This is a genomic window from Plesiomonas sp. (assembly GCF_051650925.1).
In the GTDB taxonomy this organism is placed as follows: Bacteria; Pseudomonadota; Gammaproteobacteria; order Enterobacterales; family CAMTGL01; genus Plesiomonas.
The window spans coordinates 1-1107 of record NZ_JBOFRH010000006.1 but is presented as its reverse complement, the minus strand read 5'-3'; the positions used below and the strand labels follow the sequence as shown (position 1 = coordinate 1107).

General features: G+C 57.7%; 1 protein-coding gene. It reads right to left on the bottom strand.

Annotated elements, in window-relative coordinates:
• Positions 1 to 400: 400 nt before the first annotated feature.
• The coding region (locus ACRC27_RS00075) for a hypothetical protein (protein WP_438638750.1) at positions 401 to 1107 on the bottom strand (707 nt) is incomplete at its 5' end.

The window sequence follows — 1107 nt, the reverse complement described above, 5'->3', positions numbered from 1 at the left end:
CTGCAGGTTTCCCCATCACTGTGGAAGGAAGATAGACTTTTGGTTGCGTTGAGCCAGGTGAAGTCAGATAGAGGCATTTCAGTTTGCATTTGATCTTATCTCTGGCTGAAACCATGGGATTTATTCTGCGGTAATTTTTAAGTGGTTCTTTCTGCGCTCAACATTATACATTTACAATGTCTAAAATGAGTGAGATTGTTGTGTTAACTTTGCTTTCTTTTTTAGTGTGGTGCTACTATGGCTGTTGATTATTGGAGAGCTTCAGGCAAGCACTACATGTAAGACTACAAAAATTCAAAAGTGTTATATTTGAACCAAGTTGAATGATTTTGAAGAACTGTTGACTTGCAATATGTTGAAGTCACTGACCTTGTGGTTGTGAACAGAAATTGTTGGTTTTTCAAAGGAGGGTATAGATGACTCTGTAGTTTTTGTTGTGTGATAATTTATTAACAGCCCGTGCCCCGGCAGCCCGGCTACCGGCAGAAGCCGCCGCCGCAACCCGTGCCCCAGCCTTAGCGGCAGCCCGGCTACCGGCAGCAGCAGCAGCCGCCGTCGCAACCCATCCTCCGGCCTTAGCGGCAACCCGTGCCCCAGCCTTAGCGGCAGCCCGGCTGCCGGCAGAAGCCCATCCCCCAGCAGCTTGGCTACCAGCAGAAGCTGCAGCACGTGCCCCAGTCTCAACGGCCGCAACACGTGCACCGGCCCCAGCCCGGCTACTAGACGAAGCCCGGGCCGCAACCCGTGCCCCAGCCGTAGCGGCAGCCCGGCTACCGGCAGCAGCAGCCGCCGTCGCAACCCATCCTCCGGCCTTAGCGGCAACCCGTGCCCCAGCCTTAGCGGCAGCCCGGCTACCGGCAGAAGCCCATCCCCCAGCAGCTTGGCTACCAGCAGAAGCTGCAGCACGTGCCCCAGTCTCAACGGCCGCAACACGTGCACCGGCCCCAGCCCGGCTACTAGACGAAGCCCGTGCCGCAACCCGTGCCCCAGCCGTAGCGGCAACCCGTGCCCCAGCCGTAGCGGCAGCCCGGCTACCGGCAGCAGCAGCCGCCGTCGCAACCCATCCTCCGGCCTTAGCGGCAACCCGTGCCCCAGCCTTAGCGGCAG